A 24329-nucleotide genomic window follows, 5' to 3' on the forward strand; every position below is an offset into this window, starting at 1 on the left:
TTATGCGACCTCGATTTCCACCAACACTTCATCCGGATTGGCCGGTTCGCCTTTGACGACATGCACGGCTTTTACGATACCCGAAATCGGTGCAGTGATTTCCGTTTCCATCTTCATTGCCTCGGTGATCAAAACAGCTTGACCGGCTATGACTTGTTGGCCGATTTTAACCAAGACTTCGAGAATGTTGCACGGCATACTGACTGTGACATCGCCTTCAGAAGATGGGCGGCGACGTTTACTCGAAATTGTGCTTTTTACCGCTCCATGCGTGCCGCCGTCCAGGACGATTTCGTCGAGTGTTTCCACGACGATTTCTTCCGGTACGCCGTCGACCATGAAATAGAAGTGGCGAAGACTTTGATTTTTAGGTCCGGCGCCAGTCACTTTGACATGATATGACTCGCCGTGCAGCGCGACATTGAATTCGGTCGCCGCTTTTTGTACGGCGTCGGTTGCTTGAGTTTCAATTTCCAACGGTTCGGGAACCAAGTTATCGTTCGAGCGCTGCTCGAGAAATTGTTTGCCGACTTCCGGGAACATCGCATAGCTGAGTACGTCTTCGTCACTCAAAGCCAAATGGCCGATTTCCGAGCGTAAATGTTCGAACTCGGGCTTGAGTAGATCGGCCGGGCGGCAGTCGATCGGCTCTTCCTTGCCGATGGCTCTATTTTGTAGACTCTCGTTGACCTGGGCCGGTGACTTGCCGTAGCCGCCTTGCAGGTAACGTTTGACCTCGTTGGTGATTGTTTCATAGCGTTTGCCGGTCAATACATTCAATACGGCTTGCGTGCCGACAATTTGCGATGTCGGCGTGACCAGCGGCGGATAGCCCAGATCTTTACGAACTTCGGGAATTTCTTTGTAAACTTCCTCGATGCGATCCAATGCATTGCGTTCGCGCAATTGGTTCGCGAGATTCGAGATCATGCCGCCCGGCACCTGAAAGACGTGCACACGCGTGTCGATGCCGGTGAATTCGCTCTCAAAGCGGCGGTATTTCTTGCGCACTTCGGCGAAGTAGTTGTTGACCGTTTGCAGTTTATCGAGGTCGAGACCGGTGTCGTAATCAGTGCCTTTCAAAGCCGTGACGAGGCTTTCGGTCGGCGGATGGCTCGTTCCGCCGGACCAGGACGATAATGCGGTGTCAATGTGCTCGCAGCCGGCTTCGACCGCTTTGATTTGACACATTTCGGCGAGTCCGGAAGTGGCGTGTGTGTGTAGGTGCAACGGTAAATCAATTGTATCTTTCAGTGCTTTGACCAGTTCCGAAGCCGCGTAAGGCGTTAGCAAGCCGGCCATATCCTTGATCGCGATCGAGTCGCAGCCCATCGAGGACAGCTCCTTGGCTAATGTCACGAAACTGTTTACATCATGCGCGGGACTGGTCGTGTAGCATAGCGTCCCCTGTGCATGTTTACCGGTCGCCTTGGTGGCTTCAATCGCAGTTTGCAGATTCCGTACGTCGTTTAACGCATCGAAAATGCGAAAGACGTCCATTCCGTTCGCGGCGGTCCTTTCGATGAAGGTCTTGACGACATCGTCCGAATAATGGCGGTAACCGAGCAGGTTTTGCCCCCTTAGCAGCATTTGCAGGCGCGTGTTCGGTAATGCGGCTTTCAGTTGACTCAGGCGTTCCCACGGATCTTCTTTAAGGAATCTCAGGCATGCGTCGAAAGTCGCACCGCCCCAACATTCAAGAGACCAGTAGCCGATATTGTCGAGCATTTCACATGCTGGGAGCATGTCTTCGGTACGCAGTCGCGTTGCGATCAGTGATTGGTGGGCGTCACGCAATATCACATCGGTAATTTGAACTTTTGGCATTTTGTATCCTATTGAATCTTGTCGGCAGTCAGTTTTTTGAATCAGGAAATCACAAGCCGGTATGTGAAGCCATCGCAGCGGCGATGACACTTGCGAGCACTTCCGGGCGAGGCTTATTCGAATAATTAATTAATTCACTATGTTTTTCGACAAAGCCGGTATTGAAACAAGCCGTGCGGAATTCGGGGTGTTTCAGGATTTGTAGATAATACGGAATCGTCGTTTTGATGCCGAACAAGCCCATGTCTTTTAGCGCACGTTCGCCGCGCTGAATGGCATCTTCCCAGGTTAATGCATTGACAATGACTTTTGCGACCATCGAGTCGTAAAACGGCGGAATTTCGTAGCCGGTGTAAATCGCGGTGTCGGTGCGTACGCCCGGTCCGCCCGGCGCGTAATAACGCGTAATTTTGCCGAAGCTCGGTAAAAAACTGTTCTTCGGGTCTTCGGCATTGACGCGAAATTGGATGGCATAACCGCGACGAACGATTTCATGTTGTTTAAAACGCAAAGGCAAACCAGCGGCGATACGGATTTGCTCCTCGACGATATCGACGCCGGTCACGGTTTCGGTGATCGTGTGTTCGACCTGAACACGCGTATTCATTTCCATAAAGTAGAATCGGTCGTTATCGTCGAGCAGAAATTCGACGGTGCCGGCATTGGTATAGCCGACCGATTTTGCCGCGATCACGGCCAAGCCGCCGATGTATTGGCGCTGCGCTTCGTCGAGTTGAGGTGAAGGCGCAATTTCGATCAGTTTTTGATTGCGGCGTTGAATCGAACAATCGCGTTCGTAGAGGTGAATCGCATTGCCGTGGTGATCGGCCAGAACTTGTACTTCGATATGCTTCGGGTTAACGATGCATTTTTCAAGAAAAACATCGGCGCTGCCGAAGGCTTTGGTCGCCTCTGAGATTACGCGGCTGTAATTACGTTGCAGTTCCTCAGCATTATCACAGCGGCGAATGCCACGGCCGCCGCCGCCGGAAGTCGCTTTCAGCATAATCGGATAACCAATCGATTCGGCCACTTCTAAGGCTTCTTCAACTGATTCGAGATTTCCTTCCGAGCCAGGGGTGACCGGAATGCCGGCTGCAACCATCGCTTTGCGTGCTTCGGTTTTATCACCCATACGATGTATGACTTCCGCCTCGGGACCAATGAAGATCAATCCACGTTCCTTGCAGGCTTTCGCGAATAAGGCATTTTCGGACAAAAAACCGTAGCCCGGGTGAATGGCATCGCATCCGGTCGCTGCAGCCAGATTGACCAAAGCATAAATATTGAGATAACCGGACATCGGTTCGCTGCCGATACAATAGGATTCGTCGGCTTTTTTAACGTGAAGGGCGAAACGGTCAGCTTCCGAATAGATCGCGACGGAGCGAATGCCCATTTCGGCGCAGGCGCGAATGATGCGCACGGCGATTTCGCCGCGGTTGGCAATCAGTATTTTACGTAACATAGGTTAGACGTACCCCGAAATTAGGATGGGAATTGAGGGCTGGAATTGGATTTTACAGATATATGCAGGCTTATATCTTAAAGAAATTTATCGAAATATTTAAGTATTAATTATATCAGGTTGGAAAATGCAATAAAGTCATACTTCTCGGACATTAAGTTTAGATGCCTCCAAATGCTAGTGCCGAATGTTGATCTACGATGGGGATACTTGAGTGACTTATCTTGATTGACCTATAAATAAATCCTTACCGCGCAATTGTTCGGCAAACTCATTTGCCGGTAGCGGTTTGCTGAAATAATAGCCTTGTATTTGATCGCATTGATTATTTAGTAAAAACTCCAGTTGTTCCCTTGTTTCAACACCTTCGGCGATAGTTTTAAAACCCAGGCTTTTAGCCATGCTAATGATGGCAGTGACGATTGCTTCGTCTTCGGGGTCGCGGCTCAGTTCGCGTACAAACGATTGGTCGATTTTAAGCTTGTCTATTTGGAATCGTTTGAGATAAGCGAGCGACGAATAACCGGTTCCGAAATCGTCGATCGAAAGTGAGATGCCGAGCTGATGAAATTGACGGAGTAGGCTGATCGTGCGTTCGGAATTATCCATGGCTATACCCTCGGTTAATTCGAGTTCCAGCATTGCCGGATCGAGCCGATTCATCTGTAATTGTTGGGCGACTTTTTCATAGAGCGAAGCTTTTTGAAATTGTAGTCCCGATAGATTAACAGAAACCGGAACGACAGGCAGCCCTTCAGCCTGCCAATCGGCGACTTGGCGAATTGCGGTTTTCAGCACCCAGTCGTCTATTTTTAAAATCAAGCCGCTTTCTTCGGCGATAGGGATAAACTGTCCCGGCGGAATCATGCCTTTTTCGGGATGCTGCCAGCGAACCAGTGCTTCGCAACCAATTATCTTCGAAGTTTTTATATCTATCAGTGGTTGATAATGGAGCCGCAGTTCATTTTGCTCAAGAGCCAAACGTAGTTCGTTTTCGATTTGTAATAAACGGTTGGCTTGTTCGTGCAATTGACGTGTGAAAAATTGAAAATTGTTACGACCGGTTTCTTTAGCTCGGAATAAGGCGGCGTCGGCGGCTTGCGACAGTTGCTCGAAGCTGTTGCCGTCTTGTGGAAATTCGGCAATACCGATACTAGCTGTCAGGATCAAACGTTGATCTTCGATAATAAACGGCTGGGTGATCAGTTGTAGAATGGTCTGGGCAACATGGGCTGTGCTTTCGGTATCAGTGTTCGGCAGTAATAAAATAAACTCATCGCCGCCTTGTCGGCATAAGGTATCGTTAGGGTGTAACTGATCGATTAGCCGATCCGCAATTTTAACCAGCAATCGATCGCCGATAGCGGGACCTAACGAATCGTTAATAATTTTAAAACGGTCGAGATCGATAAACATCAATGCAATGCGTGCATGCGCTCTTTTGGCGCCGCTTATTGCCAGTTCGGTTCTATCGCGGAGCAGACTGCGGTTAGGTAATTGAGTCAATGTGTCGAAATGGCTCAAAAATCGGATGCGCTCCTCGGCTGCTTTATGTTCGCTCAGGTCGCTCATAATGCCGATATGATGAATGATTCGGCCTTGCGGGTTCCGAATAGCCGAAATTGAGAGCCACTGTGGATACAGATCGCCGTTTTTTCGGCGATTAATAACTTCGCCTTGCCAGTGTCCGCGTTGATGAATTTCCTGCCAGATGTTTTCATAGAATGACTTATCTTGTAAACCTGACGAGATCAGACGAGGATTCTTGCCAAGCGCTTCCTCTGCTGTGTATCCACTGAGTTCGATATAGGTGGGATTAGCCGAAATAATGTTGTTTTCAGAGTCGGTAATGATGATGCCTTCGCGACTGTATTCAAAGACTTGTGCATGTAGCCGTAATTGTTGTTCGGCTTTTTTGCGTTCGGTTAAATCGCGTAAGATCGCAAAATAATGTCGGCCATCAAGAGCGTGAACACAGGCTTCGACCGTAAACTTAGAACCGTCCTTACGCTGACAAGTCCATTCTTCAGCATTCGCCGTATCGGAGATGATTTTATCGGCGCAGGGAGTCGATTTCGGCAATTCATCGTGAGTCAATATGTCTTGTAACTGCAAGTCCAACAGTTCTTCATGGCGATAACCCAATAGCCTTAATGCGGAAGGGTTGGCGTCGATGAAGCCATGATCGGTTTGGCGAATCAGTAGTAAGCCGTCTCCCGATTGATCGAAAAGTTGCCGGTAGCGCTGTTGAGCGCTTGTGCGGCCTTTGGCTAGTTGCCAAGTTAGCATTCCGAGTAACAGCGTTACCGTTATACCTGTCTTGGCGATGAATGCAGGGTGATGTTGAGAGACGCCGGCTTCGAAAGCCGGAGTGCTGCGCATTACCAAGGTCCATTGACGACCCGCGATATTGATTTGACGCCGTGTTTCCAGTCTGCTGTCGCCGGATAGCCGATCTGTGGCTAATTCATTCGAGTGATACATTAGTGTTTGATTCGATTGAGGTTCTCCGTCATGAATTTCGAGTTCGATATTCGGATTGAGTTCTTCGTGCAATCCGGCCATCAGATCGTTGATACGAAAAGGTACGTCGACCCAGGCTGAAATGGCGGATTGACGGTCTCTTATCGATTCGAGGCTCTCCTTTTTGTTGTAGATAGGTAAATACATCACAAAGGCGTATGAATCGGTTTTATCGGCATCCTGTATGAGAACAATTCTTGAAGTAATGATGACTTCGCCGGTGTCGCGCGACCGTTGCAAGGCTTCTCGTGCGGCGGGCTCGGTGTAGATATCGAAGCCTAAGGCTTTCCGATTTTCCGCTGTCGAGGGTTCGAGGCGGATAATGGGTGCGTACTTTTCTCGATCGCCATCAGGTTTGATCTGGTAGTTCGGTATGTTTTGTTGTCGAATCTTGGCGATATGTCGGCTTTTGTCGGCATGTGCGACAGGTATCGCCAGCCCCACTGCCTGAATGCCGGGCAAATTGTTTTGAATTTGCAGCGCGCTTACATAATCGCGGAATTCCTCTAAAGTGACATCGTCCGAACCATCAAAAAAGCCTTTGACGCCTTTCATGACGACTTTATAGGTATTGACTCTGTTGTCGATAATATGGGTAATTTGATTTGCCGATAATTCGAAAGCGGTGCGAATATTATCCGAGTCTGCCTGGCTTGCGTGTCGCCAAGAAAAAGCGGTAGTGCCGAGTCCGGCAAGCAGCATTAGACTAGTCAGTAATTGAGGCGTCCATCGACGAATACGGGTGCCGAGGGTGGTTTGATTGAAGCCACGAGTCATACAGTCAGGAGTGTGATGATGAGGTAAGTATAGCAAAAGGCTACGGCTAGGAAGCATCGATTTTAAAGCAAGGCAGGCGCTTGCGTTCGATTTGCTTCGGATAGGATTGCGTTTGATGGGGGGGGAATTGGCTATGTATGCGGCAATTTTCTATTTGAGTGAAAAAAGGGTGTGGAGCATGCTTGGCGAGGGTGTCGGCATGAATGCATGTTTTTGCTTTATGCAAAATCTGCATTCATGCCATCCCTGTAATTCAGCAATTGCCGAGGAGCAAACGAAACCTCCATAAAATAGGGAGGTTATTTACAACTAAACCCTAATACTCCATTAAGTCAATACCGTAAATTGACGTACGAAAGGTAAATCTCAATGCTTGATCGGCTGGTTTATTTTCCCCAAGTGTCCCGCAACGTGACGGTGCGATTGAAGACCGGTTTACCGGGGGTGCTGTTTGCCGCATCAAGGCAGAAATAACCCATGCGCTCGAATTGAAAACGGCTTTCCTGAGGCGCATCGGCAAGGCTTGATTCGACACGCGATTCAGTAAGGATTTCCAGCGAATCCGGATTCAATGCGTCCAGAAAATTATCGAGCGAATCGGGATTCGGCTGGCTGAATAGTCTATCGTACAAGCGTATTTCGGCAGGTAAAGAATGGCGTTCACTGACCCAATGAATCACTCCCTTGACTTTACGGCCTTCCGGGTTTTTACCTAATGTGTCAGGATCGTAACTGCAATGCAGTTCTATTATTGAGCCGTTTTCGTCTTTAACGATGCGGTCGCAGCGGATCACGTAGGCGCCGCGTAAACGGACTTCGCCGCCTTCGATTAGGCGTTTATACTTAGGCGGGGGATTTTCGGCGAAATCGTCCTGCTCAATATACAAAACCTTGCTGAATTCGACTTGGCGGGTGCCGAGTTCCGGTCTTTGCGGATGATTGCCGAGCTCGAGCGCTTCGACTTTGTCGTCCGGATAGTTATCGATGATCAGCTTCAATGGGCGTAGCACCGCCATTGCGCGTGGGGCGTTTTCATTCAAGTCTTCGCGGATGCAGTTTTCCAGAACGGCCATTTCAATCCACGAATCTTTTTTAGTGATGCCGATGCGTTCGCAAAAGTCGCGGATCGCGGCCGGCGTCACGCCCGCGCGGCGCAGGCCGGCGAGCGTCGGCATACGCGGGTCATCCCATCCGCTGACGTACTTTTCAGTCACCAATTGATTCAGTTTTCGCTTACTGACGATGCTGTATTCGAGTTGCAGTCGCGCAAATTCGATTTGTTGCGGATGACAGTCTATCGTGATGTTGTCGAGTACCCAGTCATAGAGCGGTCGATGGTCTTCGAATTCGAGCGTGCACAGCGAATGTGTAATGCCTTCGATTGCGTCGGAAATGCAATGCGTGTAGTCGTACATGGGATAGACGCACCACTTATCGCCGGTGCGATGATGATGCACGCGGCGAATCCGGTAAATGACCGGGTCGCGCATGTTGATATTTGACGAAGTCATATCGATTTTTGCCCGCAATACATATTGACCGTCGGCGAATTCGCCGGCGCGCATGCGCGTGAATAAGTCTAAGTTTTCTTCGATAGATCGGTTGCGGTCCGGGCTTGCCTTGCCGGGTTCGGTCAGCGTGCCGCGATTTTGGCGCATTTGTTCCGGAGTCGAGCTGTCGACATAGGCGAGGCCTTTTTGTATCAACTCGACTGCGTAATCGTAGAGTTGTTCGAAATAATCGGAGGCATGACGCAGTTCGTGCCATTGAAATCCCAGCCAGCTTACGTCGCGTTCGATCGCTTCCATGAATTCGACGCTTTCTTTTTCGGGATTCGTGTCGTCGAAACGCAGGTTGCAAGTACCCTGGTATTCAGCCGCGATACCGAAATTCAAGCAAATAGATTTGGCATGGCCGATGTGCAAATAACCGTTCGGTTCCGGAGGGAAGCGCGTGGCGACTTTGCCGTTATTTTTGTTTTGTTTCAGATCATTATTGATGATCTGGCGAATGAAATTGGAAGGCAGCGTTTCGTTTGTTGACATGAGCGGTCAAATAAGTGATGGGTAATAGTAATGCCGGGTTCGGTAACTCGCTTGACAGGGCGCCGTGAATACGTCCATGTAGGCTTGACGGCGGCTTTCCCTGCCGCCGACACCTGCCAATCGAACTACCGAACCCTCCATAAAATAGGGCGGATGGGATTTAGGGTGTATGGATAACCCGATCCGTAAAGGCTTTATCCTAGTAAAAACAATTCACCATGAAGATGATGAAGTTAATTCAGTAACTTGTTATATGCTTACATAGAACTTTCGTTCACCAAAAAGGTTAGCGAGAATTATTAGGTAATTTTTTGAACTCCTTAATAAACTTCATGTTTTTCATGGTTAAATTGCCGAATTTAGGTTTATGATAGCTCCTTGCGGCGGACATTCTTACCAAATAAACCATATACTTCTAAAATTAGGAGTATTAACGAAATAAAGAGGCACAAAATGACGGGCAATACTACTGCAATTCCCGATTTTCGTAAAGCGAGCTGATCAACCGCAGCAATTTTCAGTTTGAAAAATTTCGCCTTATTCAGGATGTGGGGGATGTCTGTCGAGGAGCGGCGTAAACCCAGCGTCTAAATTATCTAAGGTAGTTAACCATAGCCAACGAGCTATGGAATTTAGGTGCTGGGTGAATGCAGATTTTGCAGGAGCAAAAGTCTGCCCTGCCGCCGACACCTGCCAATCGAGTTACCGAGTCCTCCATAAATAAAGGGAAGTTATTTAAGACTAAATTTTTAGGCACTGCCGAAATTTGAAGTACGAAAGGTATAGATCATTGCTTTTCTCGCTGCGACAAGCTGTCGCGCGTCAATTAGTTACATTTTCAAGGGTTTTTACGCTCTTTATAATGCGTGCAACTCTTGATTGAGTGCGTTATGCAAGCTTTCCTCCTAAAGGATTTTAAGGGTTTCTCAAGCGGACAGTTTCTGTCCGCTTTTTTTTGCCCGTCATACTGCGATGTTGACTGAGAATGCGTTATTTGGTCAGCGGCTTCAAGCATTCGACATTACCTAGGCTACCGGTTTTGCTGCAGCTCCTTGCGAATATTCTGCAAAATATCCAATCCTTTTTTGCGTTGAATCCGGATGATTTCCAATTCGGTTTGATACAACTTCGTCAGTTCCTGATCGGTGGTTTGTTCGAGCGCTTCGGTCAATTTGCGTTCCTTTTTTTTCAGTTTGCGGAGAACGGTTTTTAGTTCCTTGGCGTACTGTTTGGTTTGTTTATGCTCCGGATCGAAGAAATGTTCCAATTGGGTTAAAAGTTTTGCCTTCATGATCTGGTGCCTTTAACTTGGCTATGTTCGCGTTAATAGTCTACACCAATCTCGATACTTGAAGGCTGTAGGGTGGCTGTTCTTACCACAGCAGTACCACCCGCAGTTTAACATGCTCTCATGTATTGCCTTGTACCGACATTAGGCGCAGGTGCGCGTAGTGTACCCTTCAATTCACTGTAAATTTATATGTGCTTCTGGTAGTTGTGGGTGTTTTCAACTATTACCGCACACATAGCCTTTTTTAAGCCTTTGCCGATCGCGATGTAGGTCTTAGGCTCTTGATCTCAGTTATTGATGCCTTTCTCGGCGGCAATATCGCTCAAGCCTTTCAAAAAACAGCTGTAATCGACCTCTGCACTGCTGGATTTCACATAAGCCATCGTGTAATCGGACACTTCGTTTTGGTATTTCTTGTCTTTATCGGAGATTGAAAACGGGCTGCTGATAATCGAACTGGTAGAATTGGAAATACTCCCCGAACTATCCGAAAAAGAACAACCGGAAACGATCAGAGAAATCAGCAAAATCGCGGAATTCAAAAGGGTATTATATGGGCATTTGGGATGTCAAAGCATGAGTTTATTTCCGAATCAAATTAAACCAAAGCGGGTATTTATTCGGCGAGTTGTAATCCTTTGACCAAGAATAATTCAACTATTTTGAGTGCGGGGCATAACCTTTCTAGAGATGCCGTGAACTCGTCCGGGAGCTTTGGATAAAAGATGAGCAGAAAAGACATGGTCTTCCTGCTCATTTTCCGGAAAGATTACCAGTCCGGAAAACGCCAGAGCGTTTTTTTGTCTTCGTCGGTTAATTTCGCCTGCCCGGGGTTGAGTAGCTTACCCCAATCGGTGCGTTGATCCATTTCCTGTTTTATTTCATCCGGAACAAAATCCGTCTCGGTACGGGTTTCCCAGCCACCGCCTAAAGCCTTATACAAAGCGATCAAATTATTCGCAACGTCGCCGCTCACGCTGGTAAACCGTTCCTGGGCGACTATAAGACTGCGCTGCGAATCGAGAACGCGTTGATAATCGACCAAACCTTCGCTGTATTGATAGAGCGACAATTCTGCCGACCGTTTCGAAGCATCGACGCTTTGTTGTAGATTCAACTTTTGGTCCTGCGCCTTTAAAAAACCGATGACGGCATTTTCCGCCTCCCTCGCGGCATTCAGCACGGCGTTCCGGTAGCTGACAGCCAACGCCTGAAATCGCGCATCCTCGACCCTGACCTGATTGGTAATGCGTCCGTAATTGAAAATATCCCACGATACGCTGGGACCGATAGAATATTGAAAACTATTCGACTTAAAAAGATCGCCTAGATTGCTTGCCCCGCCCGTTGCATAAGTCAGCGCGGCATCGCTGGCTCTGAAATTGATCGAACCCAACAATGAAAAATGGGGGTAGAGATCGGCCTTGGCGACGCCTATCAAGGCGCTTTGGGTCATCAATCGATTTTCCGCCTGGCGAATGTCGGGCCGCCGCCTGAGTAGATCGGCGGGAACTCCCACAGCCACTTCTTTAGGTGCCGTAGGAATCGCTCCGGATTCGCCTAGATCACTATCGACCGTTCCGGGCGTTTTACCCAACAATACGCTTAGGCTGTTTTTTGCTTGACGGAGTAAGGCTTGCAAGGGCGGTATGGTCGCTTCGGTATTACTCAACAGTGTTTTAGCTTGTAGATAATCGAGCTCGGTGATCAATCCGCCGCTATAAAGGGCATTGGCGATTTTCAACGTTTCGGATTGGATCTGCAAGTTATCCAATGCTACTTGAATTTGGGTTTCGAGCGTACGAATAAGGACATAAGTTCTTGCCACTTCCGCCGTTAAACTAACCAGCACATCGTCGTAGGACGCGATCGAAGCATCCAGGTTGGCTTGGCCGGCTTCGACGCCGCGCCTGAATTTACCCCATACATCCAGTTCCCAACCGGCGTCAAAGCCGATGCCGGCTGAACCGTACGATCGGTCGATCTGGGGACTGGTATTCGGCGCATGGGCGCTGATTTGCTGAAAACCTAGGTTGCCGTTGGCTTGCTGAACTTGGGGATATTCGAACCCGGTTGCTATGCCGAGTTGGGCACGAGCTTCCAAAATACGGATACCGGCCGCTTGCAGCGTTAGGTTTTGATCGCGTGCTTCATCGACTAGCTTGTTAAGAATGGGATCTTGAAAAACGGTCCACCAGGTCCCCAATTCGACGTCCCCGCGTTTTAACCCAGTATCCGAATCTTCCAGCCAATTTTGTTGGACATCCAGTTTCGGCTTTTCATAATCGGGGCCGACCATCATGCAGCCGGCCGTCATCGACGTTGCAAGCAAAACGGCTGCGCTAAGGCTGAATTCGGCGGAATTTAATAAAGTCATTTGAAGTTTTTGCTTGGGTATCTGCCCTGAAGTATTCATTTTGCTACACCGCCTTTTCAGTTTCGTTAGGTACCTTAAAGAAAATGGCATAGAGTACCGGTACAACGATAAGGATCAAGACGGTTGAAAAGCCCAGGCCGATCACGATGGTTACGGCCATCGAGACGAAAAAAGCATCGGTGAACAACGGTATCATTCCCAGCATCGTCGTGCCTGACGACATACAGACAGGAATCAGCCGGCTAACCCCGGATTTCAAAACGGCTTGCAAAGGTGCCGCTCCTTGTCTGATTTGAACATCGATCTCATCGAGCACGACGATCGAGGCTTTTATCAACATGCCGGAAAGACTCATCAACCCCAGTAGCGCCATGAATCCGAAAGGCTGTGAAAAAATTAACAACCCCGTCGTGACTCCGATCAGCGCCATAGGAACGGTCAGCCAAAGGAGTAAGGTTTTTTTGAGTGAATTGAACAAAATCAGCACCGTCAATACCATCAAACCGAAAAACATCGGTATCGATCCGGCCAGATTGGCATTGGCGCGGGCCGAATCCTCGGCTTCGCCGCCCCATGCCATGTAATAGCCGGGTTTATTCTTGATCGGCCAAAGATCGTTATTTTGTACTTTCAGCGTTTCAGGTCCATGTTCGATCGATGTATCGCCGGTCGCATTGCCGAGTACCGCCGCGACATCGACGTCCAGAGCCTGCTCGATCGGTGCCTTTACTTTGGCAAACAATTCGCTCGGCAAACCTTCCCGGGGATCGGCATGTATTCTGATCATTTTGCGTCTATCCCAGCGCCATAGGTGAGCATCTTCGAATTCGACAGGAAACTCGCTAACCACTTGCCCCATCGGAATCATAGTTTGCGCCGCCGCACTCCACACCGGAATTGCGGCCAAACTGTTCAGATCCCGACGCTCGCTTTCGGGCGACCTCGCCATGATAGGCAGCAGTTCATCGCCTTCCCGGTAGATGCCAGCCTGAGTGCCTTCGAACGATGCGGCCAAGGCCTGCGCTAAATCTTTTCTATCGATACCGGCCCGGCGTGCCTGCATTTCGGCTATCTGAGGCCTCAAGACTTTGATTTTTTCCCGCCATTCATTTCTGATCGCCTTGGCGTTGGCTTCGTTATATAAAATATCCTCGGCCTTAGCAGCCATGCCGCGCAATTCGTTCGAATCGGGACCGTAAATACGTAATTGAATCTTGCCGCCGGTCGATGGACCCAGCACGAACAAGCGCGTGGTTACCATGGCACCGGGAAACATCGACTCCAATTCTCTCTGCGCGCGCTTATTGAGTGATTCGATTTTCCGATAATCGTCGACGTCGACCAAAATCTGAGCATAGCTGGAATAAGGGTTTTCGGGCGCGTAGGTCAGCAAAAAGCGTAACTGGCCGCCGCCGATCAAGCTGGTCAAATGCGTGACGCCTTCTTGTTCCTTTAGATAAGCTTCCGCGCGCTCGATTTGCCGTTGGGTTTCACGAATGTCGGTGCCTTCCGGGAACCAGAAATCAACATAAAACTGCGGTCGCGTAGAGTCGGGAAAAAAACTGTTTTTGATCGAGCCAAAACCGATCACCGACATTGCAAATAGACCTATAACGACGCCGACAACCAGCCAGCGATGACGTATGCAACGAACCAAAAACTTACTGTATACGGCATAAAAACCGCTGTCGTAAGGATCGGTTTCGCCTTCCTCAGTATTCGCATTCCGCTTCAAAAAAATACTGCACAGCAATGGTGTGCACGTAACCGCTGTCAACCAGCTTAACGAAAGCGATACCATGATAACGGTAAACAATGAGCGGCAATATTCGCCGGTAGAATCATTCGAGGTGCCGATCGCGGCAAATGCCGTAATCGCGACCACGGTTCCTCCCAGCATCGGCAAGGCGTTTTGAGCCACTACTTCGCTGGCCGCATCAAACCCCGATTGCCCTCGCTGCATTCTCATGCGCATACCGTCGGCAACGACGATCGCGCAATCCACCAGCATGCCCAAGGCAATGATCAACGCGCCCAATGAAATCCGCTCCAGCGTGATATCCAGTATGTGCATGAAAATAAACGTGCCCATGATCGTGATAGTAAGCACGACGCCCAGTATCAAACCGCTGCGCACCCCCATGAAAACCAGCAAAACACTGACGACGATAATAACGGCCTCGATCAAATTAATGACAAAGCCGTTTAAGGAAGCCGTCACTGCTTCAGCCTGATGCGATATGGTATGAAATTCCATGCCGACCGGTCGTAACGACTCCAGTTCTTTCAAACGTTGATCTATCGACTCGCCCATCGCCACGACATTGCCGCCTTGAACCGTAGAAATACCGATTGCAATCGCCGGTTTACCCTCAAAACGCACCCTGCTTACCGGCGGATCTCGATACTCCCGCTTGATTTCCGCGATATCGCGCAGATAAATCAGGCTTTGCGACTTCGGATTTCTTGGCGTGATCAATAAATCGCCGAAATCCTGTTCGGATTTGAATTCGCCGGTAGGATTGATCGGAATGAATTCTTGTCCCAAATTCAACTTACCGGCATCGGCAACCAGATTCTTGTCCCCCAAGGCTAGGTAGATATCTTGCGGCGAAATGCCAAGTCGGGTCATTTGTTCTCGACGCATCTCGATATAGATTACTTCCTTCTGATCGCCATAGAGACTGATCCGCTTGACATCCTTAGCTTTGAGCAATTCCCGCTGTAACAGCTTGGCGTAATCGTAAATCTCTCTATAGCTATAACCTTCTCCGGTAATCGCCAAATAGATGCCGTAAACATCTCCGAAATCGTCGTTGACTAAAGACGGCCCGGCTCCCGGCGGTAATTTTCTTTGCGCATCGTTCACCTTTCTGCGCAGCTCATCCCAGACTTGAGGAAGTCCGTTTTTGTCATATTGATCCTTGATTTTGGCTTTCACCGATGAAATCCCGCGGGAAGATCTTGACTCGATCTTTTCCAGTTGCCCCATCTCCTGCACCGCTTTTTCGATGACGTTTGTCACTTCTTCTTCGACTTCGGCTGCGGAAGCGCCCGGATAAGGAGTAGTAATCACGGCCTCCTTGATCGTAAACTCGGGGTCTTCCAGTCGGCTCAACGATTGGTAAGATTTCATACCGACAACCAAGGCAAGAACGATCAATACCCAGGTAATCAGGCTCTTATTAATGCTCCATTCCGCCGGATTCATCTGCTGCTCCTATTCAAATGCTCTGACGATTTGACCTTCTCGGAGCGTGCTGACGCCGCTAATCGCAATAGTTTCGCCCAAGTCCAGACCCGCCGTAATCATAATGTTATCGCTACCTGTCAGCGCGCCCGGCGTGACGGACCGACGTTGAACCTTCATCGTTTCGTCGTTTAGAACCCAAACGAAAGGTTTACCCTCCGTATCGGCTAACACAGCAATAGCCGGAATGCTAATCTCGGAATCAGCGATTTCCGTATCGGACAAATCGAAAATAACGGTTGCCGTCATCCCCGGAAGAACTCTGATGCCGGTAGGAGCCGGCATGACGAAAACGACCTGATAGGTTTGCGTCAAGGCATCGGCCTGGGTTGCGAACTCCTTGATCGACAATTCGAAGAGGCTGCCGGGAGCGCTGGCGAATTCCACGTTGATTCGCGGCATAACGCGGCGTATAGGCGCTACAATCAATTCAGGAAGATCGACCAATACTTCGATATTGGTGGTGTTCTGCAAACTGACAATCGCCTGCTTGGCTTGCACCTCCTGATAATTATCGACATATTTTTTAGCCAAAACGCCGTTGAATGGTGCGCGCAAATAGGTATAGGCTAATTGATCTTTCGCTGCTTCAACGCCGGCCTGCGCTGATTGTAGATCGGCTTTGGCGACGTTTTCAGCGGCTTTCTTTAAAGACAGCATGGAATCGCTGACAGCGCCGGACTCTTTTTCCTTCACTTTGAAATAGCGTTGGTACTCGGCAATATCATATTCAAGCTTGGCTTTGGCTTTGGCTAACGTACCCATCGCGTTACGCAGACTCGTTTCGTAATCCCGGGGGTCGATGCGCGCTAGCAGATCCCCTTTTTTGATCGATTGGCCTTCTTTGATTGGCATTTGAATTAGGCGGCCCGGAACTTGAAAAGCCAGATCGACACGATCTGAAGCTCTCACAGTACCCGGCATTTTTAGGGTTTTATCGGATGAGACGTCACCGACTTTTAGTAACTTAACCGGCCGAACGGGCTGTTCATTTATTTTATTCTCTTGTTGTCCTTGACAGCCATTCAAAATCAGGATGACTCCAAAAACAACCGCCGGTATCAACATCTTTTTCTTCAACGAACGAAGCATTTGTCCCCCATTTTTCATCTATAACCCCTCATTTCGTTAACTACTCCGATTGACAGTAACGGATGTTACGCAACCTCAGAGCTTGCAGTTCTGCATAAGCCAGTCGGGTTGCCTTGAGAAAGAGCATGGCTCTTAATGCAAAATGATTAGCCTTGTGTTTGAGTTTTAGGCATTCTAGCTTAAAAATCGAATAAATCGACATAAACGTACGGAAAAAGGGTAACGGTGTCCGCTGTTTAATTATAGATACGCCATCAAAGCGTAACTATTCAGACCCCCACTACAAAAATCATCCAATCAGTCACTCAAAAACTGTATTTTTAAGCCACCAAGACGTAACCTGAGCACCATGCAACTGAGTGATCACGACCTAAGCCAACTGGATGAAGACAAGCTTTTTGACCTGCCGGAAGAGGATTTGCGTCGCCTTTCGATTCGCTTGCTCAACGATCTCAAGGAAGCACGCGAGCGCTTGAAGCAAAACTCGCGCAATAGCTCCCGGCCACCCGGTAGTGAAGTACCGTGGGATAAAGCGAACGATACAGCCAGTGACACCGATGCGATAGACGCTGGTGAAGACACGCCGGACCAGGAGGCAGAGAATACCTCTCTCGCGCCACCCGCTAAAAAATCCAAACAAGAGTCTCAAACCGACTCGTCTCAAGCTTCGGATGATGTGCGTAAACCCGATAAGCAGCCTGGTGCGCAAGGCTTCGGTAGACAGCAAGTTTTGCCGGTGACCGACTATCAAGATCATCGTCCCGAGCTTTGTGCGTGTTGCAGTACTGTGTTCACGGCAAGTTAGCAAAAAGCGTATACCGCTTTTGATACCGTTGACCTCACCTGGCCTATCGCATGCGGCTATCCCGAGAACGCATCCGCGAATTCTTGCAGGATTGGTTAGGGTTAAGTCTCAGTGTCGGCACCATCAACAACACCCTGCATGAACGCGGCGCGGCGGCGCTGCCGATTGAAGACGAACTCATTGACGCCGTGGTCAATAGTCAATTACTGCATGTCGATGAAACGTCCTGGATGGAACTGACGACCTTCTTGTGGCTGTGGGTGTTCAGCACCGATAGCGTGACCGCCTACTGGATTGCCTACCGCAGCGCCGAATTGATCGAGAACCTTTTGGGCGCGGATTACTTGGGCTGGCTCATGAGCGATGGCTACCAAGCCTATCGCAGATACCCGAATCGTGCGCGCTGCTGGGCGCATCTGCTGCGCAAAGCCCAAGGGCTGGAAGAGAGTTTCGACCCTGTGGCCCGCCAGTTCGGCAAACAAACACTGGCGTTGCTGAATACGCTGATGAACGCGATTCGAGAGGCCTGTGTCGACCCACCCGACAAACCGTTGACGGAAACCTTTCAAGAATCACTGGCGCTCTATCGAGCGCTATGCGAAAGCCTGCGCGAAGCAACGCATAAAAAGACGCGTGAGCTGACCGGTGAAATGCTCAATGATTGGGATGCGATCTTTCAGGTCGTTGCGTCCTATCATTTGCCGTTGACCAACAACGAAGCCGAGCGGGCACTGCGGCACTGGGTGGTTTTGAGACGCATCAGCTATGGCACTCGTACCGAACAAGGCTCGCAGGTATTCGCCATTTTAATCAGCGTGATCGAAACCCGCCGTAAAAGACAACAATCCCCTTGGCTTTACTTGGCTCTCGTTATTGATCATCAGCGGACCGGGTGGCCGATTCTAAAATTGCCTCCAGTAGCCTGGGGGGCCTGAATAGTTACATCAAAGCAGGCCGTAACTTGAGTTCAAAGAGCCGCTGAGAGCTTTTTTTAAGAAAATTGTTTTTGACGAAGCGCCAAGCCTGTTTGGTTATTTTTGAGAACTTTTTGAAAAAAGTCCGATTATAGTTTCCTTCCCAGTTAACAATGTAATCCGCGGCTTTTTTTTGCTCATGCCTTCTTTGTTGGGTTTGATGATCTTCCTCTAAGCCCAGTTCTTGTGCTTTTTCATACAGAAACAGCCGCATCAAAAGATGTGTCGCTTATACCCATCGTAGATCAAAATTCGGCGCCTGGGTGTCCGCTAAAGGACGCCGTGAACCCAGCACCTAAATTATGCAAGATAGTTACCATAGCCAAAAGGCTATGGAATTTAGGTGCTGGGTGAATACGTCCATGTAGGCTCTATGCCAGCTCCATGCTGGCAAAGCCTTTATCGGACACCCAGGCGCCTCCTCAGGCAATGCCGAAATTTGAAGTGCGAAAGGTATAACTTAGGGGTTGACTGTTTCCACGACCGTTTTGATTTCCGTTTCGTTCAAAGCCAGATTAGGTTCGGGCTCAAGATGTTGTATGTTGTGCAAAAACAAGGTTTCGACGGCTTTGACCAGATTGGTTTTGATACTAAACATGTAAGCGCTGTCATTAATCAGCGATGAACCGGTTTCGGCGGTGATTTTATTTTCGCGGATCAGTGTCTCGATGCTGCGAGTGATCTGCTGGTCGTCTTCCTCGATCTTGGCCTTGAGGGCATCGAGCGAAACAAAAGGCAGTTCGTCGGCCTCGACATTTTCCATGAATGCATCGATTTGCTTGATTAGTAGTGCGATTTGATAAGCGATTTTGTGATACTCATCACGGGCGTAGCGATAACGCGAAGTGGCGAAATGGAGCCAGTTGGTTTGCAGATGCTTGGTGTCTTTGATTGCCTCGACGATATGCCGGTTCGCGTCGCGCAGCCAATAAAGTTTTGCGGCGGGTTTATTTTCCGGAGAAAAAGAGGCGCGGCTGATGAAGGCGATAATGGCACTGTAAATTCCTTTAATGCGTTTTTCGTAGGCATTTTCGATATCGTATTCGGCCGGATTTTCTTGATTCGTCAATGTTTGCAATAACTGTTCATTGTCTTGAAGATCCCGGCGGCTCAATCCGAAAGTTCTTAGGATGACATAAACGGCATTGTCGTATAGATGCAGCGTCTCTAGTCTTATTGATTCGTTCATCGTTTCAGGAAATTCGACCGCCGAGTTATTTAAATATTTCGGCATGAAAATACTGATTTTTCTTTCCTTGATGAAGCGTTGCAAAAACATGACCATATACCCGATAAAAGGAAATAATAGCGCGATTCCCGCAAAATTGAACAAGGTGTGAAAGACGGCAAGTTTTAATGTGTAGTCGCTGGGGTTTATTCCGATCTTAATGCTAAGCCAATCCACGGACAGGACGAAATAAGGAATAAATATGAGTGTGATGATGCCGGTCAAAAAATTAAAAATCAAATGCGCCCAGGCTAGACGTTTGCCGTCGATGTTGGCGCCGAGTGCGCCGATAATGGCCGTGATCGTCGTGCCGATGTTCGAACCGACCGCCAAGGCCAGAGCATTTTCGTAAGTGATTTGTTGCGCCGCTAGCGCGGTGATGATCAATACCATCGTGGCATGGCTCGATTGCATGACGATCGTGGCCGCAACACCGACCGCCGTGTAAACCAATAAGCCCTTGATGCCCGGCATCGCAAATTCGACGAGATCGATGGTTTCCTTGATGCGCTCGAAATTATCCTTCATATAGTCGATGCCCAAAAACAGAAACCCGAGCCCGGTCAGAATGAAACCTATACCTTTTACTTTTTTCCGGGCTTGAAAAATAAATAATATACCGAAAACCAACATAGGCAGCGCGTATGCGGCGATATCAACTTTAAGTCCAAAGCCGGCGATCAGCCAGGCGCCGGTCGAGGTGCCGAGATTAGCGCCGAAGATAATTCCGATACCCGAAGCCAAGTCGAGCAAACCCGCGCTAAGAAACGATATCGTGATGATCGATACCAATGAGCTCGATTGCATCAAGGTCGTGGCGACGATGCCGAAGCCCAGGCTTTTTATTCGCGTATCGGTGGTTTTTTGCAGAATGCGTTCTAGCGTGCCGCCGGTAAATGCCTTGAATCCTTGTTCGAGCGACAACATACCGAACAAAAAAATAGCAACACCGGCCGCGATGCCTTTGAATTCTTCGCTAAACCAAAAGCCGATACTCAATAAGGGAATACCCAGGATCAGGAAAATTTTTTGCATCTTGCTTTTAATCCAGCTTTAACAAATGTAGTGTAATAATATTTATTTTTACTTATTATTCAATTATCTATGATCGACTAATGTTAAGGCTGGGTTAAGATAAATACAAAAAAAATTTACAATGGCTTCTTGAACAGGTTTAGGAAGTTTCAGTGAATCGAGACGTCTTAACCTTGATAGTTTTGCCATTGTATTGAGCGTGATCATGGCTGCATCAATATTTAGTTTTAGACTATCGGGGGTTGTTTAGGTCCGGTTTTATAGATGCTCACTTGATCGCCGGTGTTTAATGTCCCGGTATTGTCATGCAAGGCATTTTGTCCGAAATAAACTTTTTGATTCCATTTGCGGATTCTGCTTAGTGTGAGCAGCGGCTCTTGTCCGGATTCTGCCGTTTCCGGATCGATGGTCGGTACCGAGCAGCGCGCGCAGGGTTTAGGTAATCTGAAGCTGATTTCGCCGATGCTTATCGTTCGCCAGTTGTCTTCGGCGTAGCTATCGCAGCCTGAAAGGACCAAATTAGGCCTAAAACGGGCCATTGGATAATTCAGATTCATGGCGCGGTTGAGTGAGGCCAGAGAGCTTTCCGAAAGAATCAAGAATGGGAAGCCGTCCGAAAAATAAACTTTGTCGTCGGGCCGTGCGTAATTCGGATCAACCGGGCGAATCGTTTCTTCCGCTTGGTAGACCAATTTACAGTCGATATGTAAAAAAGCACTGAGCCATCGGTTTGCTTGTGTTGAAACCTCGTGCGCTAGGCAGCGGTCATGCCATATTTCGCATTCGAGCGATTCACCGTTTGTTGCCTCCAGCGGTAGCGCCAAATCGTCCAAACCCGGCGCCGATAGAGTCAGACAACTTTCGGTCAAAGCGGTGCGAATCAATGCCATTTTAGGCAGGCGTCGTTGGGATAAAAATTTTCTGTTTTTATCAACCAACATCCATTGCCTATCATAGCGCAGACCTTTTTCAGTCACAGGCCAGCGGTCGACCGCGATACCCGCCAATGATTTAACCGGATAGATATAAATTTCGCTTAAGAGTGGCGAAGGCATCATTTAGCCAAGCAGTCCTTTCACGACGGTCGATGTCAGGTTGCTCTGAGCGGCTAGACCGTTCGACGGGAATTGTTTAATCAAGTCGGCGGTTTGCCTGACAATATCGTTAGCCTGTTCCGGTTCGGTGACCGGTGGGGCTGTAGTGACATTTTGCGCTTCACGGTTACGAAACGATTCGGAAAGTTGCAGCGCGTTATCCGATAATTCGAGATTTTGTTCGTCGCTGACAATAGGCGCTCCTGGTGCGGCGCCTTGATTTAGCTCTTCAGTCAGTCTGCGATTTAGCTCCGGCTGAGAAGTATCGTTCGATACGGTATTATCGATGCGTGGTGTTATGGCTTGGATTTCCATTTTGGACTCCTCATTCGAAAAGATTCCTAACTAACAAAGTATTCATTGGTACCGATATGGCATCAAATTGCCGGTATCGGGTTGCTCAAGATGTAAAGGTTTCCGGCACAATAAGCCAGTTTAAGGAAAAGCGCGTCATTCAGCCAGGGATTGGCAGAATCCTGTGGCATGGATGGCAATGCCTGGCTATGAATTTGGCAATAATTTCCTTTGATCGTTCATTTAAGCAGTAAATCCGTTTGAGTTTCAAGTAAATGATCACCAAGATCGTTTTGTCGTTCCTCGAACTTAATACCGTAGTCAAACTTATTGCTGCTGGATTGGCGGACGACTTTGGCTTTCATATTAAATCGTCTGCCGTCTTTGAATTTAAGCGCCACAGTAATTTTTTTATTAATGCTCAGTTTTTCTTCGGCGCTTACGCGTAACCCTTTACTGCTGATGTCTTGAAGTTGAGCCTGTATCTTTTTATCGAGCCCGAGAAGGTTTTTAGAAATCAACACGACTTTAATATCGTTTCTGACATAGCGAACCGATCTACGGCCATTATCTTGAATCGTATCATCGGTATCTAAATCGAAAATATCGCGATGATTTTCTGAAGGAGGATTGATGTCGGCCATGGAGATTACGAAATCAGAGGTAATGTTGGGTTATCGAATAATGTGGCGCTATTTTTAAATTATAGTGTGTTTTCGCTTGTATATAGTGGTCAGTTTATTATTGGCGGTGTCGATCCATAAGGAAACCCTGCGCAGTTATGTTTATAATGCTTGATTGAGCAATACCTCAAGCGCTAGAAAATTGTTAACCCAACCTTAACAAATGTAGCGCATGCGGTCTATATTATTGAATTTTAAGGATTAAAAAGCATTTCAAAAATAGCTTTGTAGTGCCGCATCATTACTTTTATCATAATATTCAAAAGATTATGCTCGGTAAATGTTAAAGCTGGGTTAAGTTAAACAGCGAATGTTGAATGGATTGGTTCTGTATAGTCTTCATTTTACTTTCTTTATCTTTATTTCAGCCACAGCAAATGAATGGAGTATTAAAAATGATCGTCCGATCTTTATTGTTAGGTATTAGCATGCTGTCGTTGACTGTTTTTGTTGCGCAAGCGGAACAAAAACAGGAAATCGAAATTGTTTACTTTACCCAAGAAAAAATAGCCCCGCCGGCCTTGTCGAATCTTGATCCGTTTATTAAGGACAAGGGCGAACTCGGCGCCGAACTAGCGATCGACGATAACAACACTACCGGACAGTTTACCGGACAATTGTATAAACTGAACAAGGTTATCGTGCCGGTCGACGGCGACGTCGCCCAGGAATTTAACGACAGAATAGCCGGGAAATTTTCCTTTGTTGTCGCCAATTTGCCAGCCGATGATTTGCTGAAAATCATCGATGCGAATAAGCCGGAGCATACCTTGATTTTCGATGCGGGAACGACGGACGACAGTCTGCGGCAGCGTTGCGCTAGCGATGTGCTGCATATCTTGCCGAGCCGCGCAATGCGTGCCGATGCCTTGGCTCAATATATGTTGAAAAAGCGCTGGACCAAGTGGTTTTTGGTGACCGGTGCGAGCGATGAAGATAAATTATTCGCCGCCGCGATCAAGCGATCGGCGAAGCGTTTCGGCATGAAAATCGTCGCGGAGAAAGCCTGGGATCATACCTATGACGCACGACGAACCGCTCAATCGGATGTGCCGGTGTTCACGCAGGGCGTCGACTACGATATATTGGTTGTTGCCGACGAACAAGGTTTGTTCGGCGAATATCTGGATTACCGGACCTGGATTCCGAGACCTGTTGTCGGAACGCAAGGCTTGATCGCGACTTCATGGCATCGGACGCATGAACAATGGGGCGCGGTGCAAATTCAAAACCGTTTCAAAGAACAAAAGGGCCGCTGGATGGAAGAGCCGGATTATGGTGCATATCTGGCGATTCGTGCCGTCGGCGAGGCTGCGGCCCGGACCCAATCGAGCCAATTAAACGATATCAAGCCTTATTTGTTGAGCGACAAATTCGTGTTGCAAGGTTATAAAGGCAGGCCCTTGTCGTTTCGGGTTTGGAGCGGTCAGTTGAGACAGCCGGTATTGCTGGCAGCTCCACGTTCCTTGGTTGCGGTCGCTCCGATCGAAGGCTTTTTACATCCGAAAACCGAATTGGATACCCTAGGGTTTGATCAACCCGAAATCAAATGTAAGTAAAAGGAAG

Annotated in this window: 16 protein-coding genes; 3 read left to right on the plus strand and 13 right to left on the minus strand. The window is 48.4% G+C overall.

What is annotated here, in order from left to right; genetic code table 11:
- The 9 genes from oadA to ACINK7_RS07185 all read right to left on the minus strand — a co-directional run bounded on the left by oadA (window position 1) and on the right by ACINK7_RS07185 (window position 16668).
- Complete coding sequence (gene oadA, locus ACINK7_RS07145) at window positions 1-1827, minus strand: sodium-extruding oxaloacetate decarboxylase subunit alpha (RefSeq protein ID WP_404360626.1); 1827 nt, start codon at window positions 1825-1827, stop codon at window positions 1-3.
- 49 nt (window positions 1828-1876) lie between these two features.
- Window positions 1877-3295 carry an acetyl-CoA carboxylase biotin carboxylase subunit gene (locus ACINK7_RS07150; RefSeq protein WP_125218856.1) on the minus strand — a complete coding sequence of 473 codons (1419 nt, stop codon included), beginning with the start codon at window positions 3293-3295 and terminating at the stop codon, window positions 1877-1879.
- 219 nt (window positions 3296-3514) lie between these two features.
- Window positions 3515-6595 carry an EAL domain-containing protein gene (locus tag ACINK7_RS07155; RefSeq protein WP_404360627.1) on the minus strand — a complete coding sequence of 1027 codons (3081 nt, stop codon included), beginning with the start codon at window positions 6593-6595 and terminating at the stop codon, window positions 3515-3517.
- A gap of 386 nt (window positions 6596-6981) precedes the next feature.
- Window positions 6982-8640: a glutamine--tRNA ligase/YqeY domain fusion protein gene (locus ACINK7_RS07160; RefSeq protein WP_404360628.1), complete on the minus strand. Its 1659-nt coding sequence runs from the start codon at window positions 8638-8640 to the stop codon at window positions 6982-6984.
- Window positions 8641-9670: 1030 nt separating this feature from the next.
- Window positions 9671-9931: a hypothetical protein gene (locus ACINK7_RS07165; RefSeq protein ID WP_404360629.1), complete on the minus strand. Its 261-nt coding sequence runs from the start codon at window positions 9929-9931 to the stop codon at window positions 9671-9673.
- 287 nt (window positions 9932-10218) lie between these two features.
- Window positions 10219-10458, minus strand: a complete 240-nt coding sequence (locus ACINK7_RS07170; RefSeq protein ID WP_404360630.1) for a hypothetical protein — start codon at window positions 10456-10458, stop codon at window positions 10219-10221.
- A gap of 242 nt (window positions 10459-10700) precedes the next feature.
- On the minus strand, window positions 10701-12347 hold the full coding sequence (locus ACINK7_RS07175; protein WP_404360631.1) for an efflux transporter outer membrane subunit: 1647 nt from the start codon (window positions 12345-12347) through the stop codon (window positions 10701-10703).
- Window positions 12348-12351: 4 nt separating this feature from the next.
- On the minus strand, window positions 12352-15519 hold the full coding sequence (locus ACINK7_RS07180) for an efflux RND transporter permease subunit (protein WP_404360632.1): 3168 nt from the start codon (window positions 15517-15519) through the stop codon (window positions 12352-12354).
- Window positions 15520-15528: 9 nt separating this feature from the next.
- Complete coding sequence (locus ACINK7_RS07185) at window positions 15529-16668, minus strand: efflux RND transporter periplasmic adaptor subunit (protein WP_404360633.1); 1140 nt, start codon at window positions 16666-16668, stop codon at window positions 15529-15531.
- Window positions 16669-16999: 331 nt separating this feature from the next.
- On the opposite strand from ACINK7_RS07185, the gene ACINK7_RS07190 reads away from it, so the two are divergent.
- Window positions 17000-17455, plus strand: coding sequence for a DUF6444 domain-containing protein (locus tag ACINK7_RS07190; RefSeq protein ID WP_404360634.1), 456 nt, complete (start codon window positions 17000-17002; stop codon window positions 17453-17455).
- A gap of 50 nt (window positions 17456-17505) precedes the next feature.
- Window positions 17506-18390, plus strand: coding sequence for an IS66 family transposase (gene tnpC / locus ACINK7_RS07195; protein WP_404360635.1), 885 nt, complete (start codon window positions 17506-17508; stop codon window positions 18388-18390).
- A gap of 499 nt (window positions 18391-18889) precedes the next feature.
- On the opposite strand, the gene ACINK7_RS07200 is transcribed toward tnpC, so the two are convergent.
- From ACINK7_RS07200 to ACINK7_RS07215, 4 genes are all read right to left on the minus strand, one after another.
- A complete protein-coding gene (locus ACINK7_RS07200; protein WP_404360636.1) occupies window positions 18890-20692 on the minus strand; it encodes a Na/Pi cotransporter family protein in 1803 nt (600 codons plus the stop codon).
- 227 nt (window positions 20693-20919) lie between these two features.
- Window positions 20920-21750, minus strand: a complete 831-nt coding sequence (locus ACINK7_RS07205) for an MOSC domain-containing protein (protein ID WP_404360637.1) — start codon at window positions 21748-21750, stop codon at window positions 20920-20922.
- Window positions 21751-22101: a hypothetical protein gene (locus ACINK7_RS07210; protein ID WP_404360638.1), complete on the minus strand. Its 351-nt coding sequence runs from the start codon at window positions 22099-22101 to the stop codon at window positions 21751-21753.
- 218 nt (window positions 22102-22319) lie between these two features.
- Complete coding sequence (locus ACINK7_RS07215; RefSeq protein ID WP_404360639.1) at window positions 22320-22724, minus strand: PilZ domain-containing protein; 405 nt, start codon at window positions 22722-22724, stop codon at window positions 22320-22322.
- Window positions 22725-23158: 434 nt separating this feature from the next.
- Between ACINK7_RS07215 and ACINK7_RS07220 the strand changes: the two genes are divergently transcribed.
- Window positions 23159-24322, plus strand: coding sequence for an ABC transporter substrate-binding protein (locus ACINK7_RS07220; RefSeq protein ID WP_404360640.1), 1164 nt, complete (start codon window positions 23159-23161; stop codon window positions 24320-24322).
- Window positions 24323-24329: the final 7 nt, after the last annotated feature.

Source organism: Methylotuvimicrobium sp. KM1 (genome assembly GCF_044788715.1).
Taxonomy (GTDB): Bacteria; Pseudomonadota; Gammaproteobacteria; order Methylococcales; family Methylomonadaceae; genus Methylotuvimicrobium.